This window comes from Mesorhizobium sp. M1A.T.Ca.IN.004.03.1.1 (assembly GCF_003997555.1).
Lineage (GTDB): Bacteria > Pseudomonadota > Alphaproteobacteria > Rhizobiales > Rhizobiaceae > Mesorhizobium.
Genome location: NZ_RZTV01001127.1, coordinates 1 through 234, shown reverse-complemented (window position 1 = coordinate 234; position 234 = coordinate 1). Strand labels below are relative to the sequence as shown.

Annotated in this window: 1 protein-coding gene; it reads left to right on the top strand. The window is 59.8% G+C overall.

Annotated elements, in window-relative coordinates; genetic code table 11:
- Nucleotides 1-234 (top strand): hypothetical protein (locus EOD29_RS35180; RefSeq protein WP_164764112.1); only part of this gene is annotated, 234 nt, incomplete at both ends.

The window sequence follows — 234 nt, the reverse complement described above, 5'->3', positions numbered from 1 at the left end:
CCTGCATTCTGACAGAAGCAGAGCTCATGGAATGGGGCGACGAGATGATGCTCGCGCTCGTTCCGGACCGGAGCCTTATCAGCGATCCTGCCCGCCAGCCGGTGCTTGAAGACTATTTGGAGCGGTTTCGCAAACGGTTCCGCAAGGGATTTTTCATGGCATTGTCGCCAGCCTATGACGGGCGGGACCGGCAGGCCTTTGCGGTGTTTTCGATGCTGGCCGCCCGAAACCGTG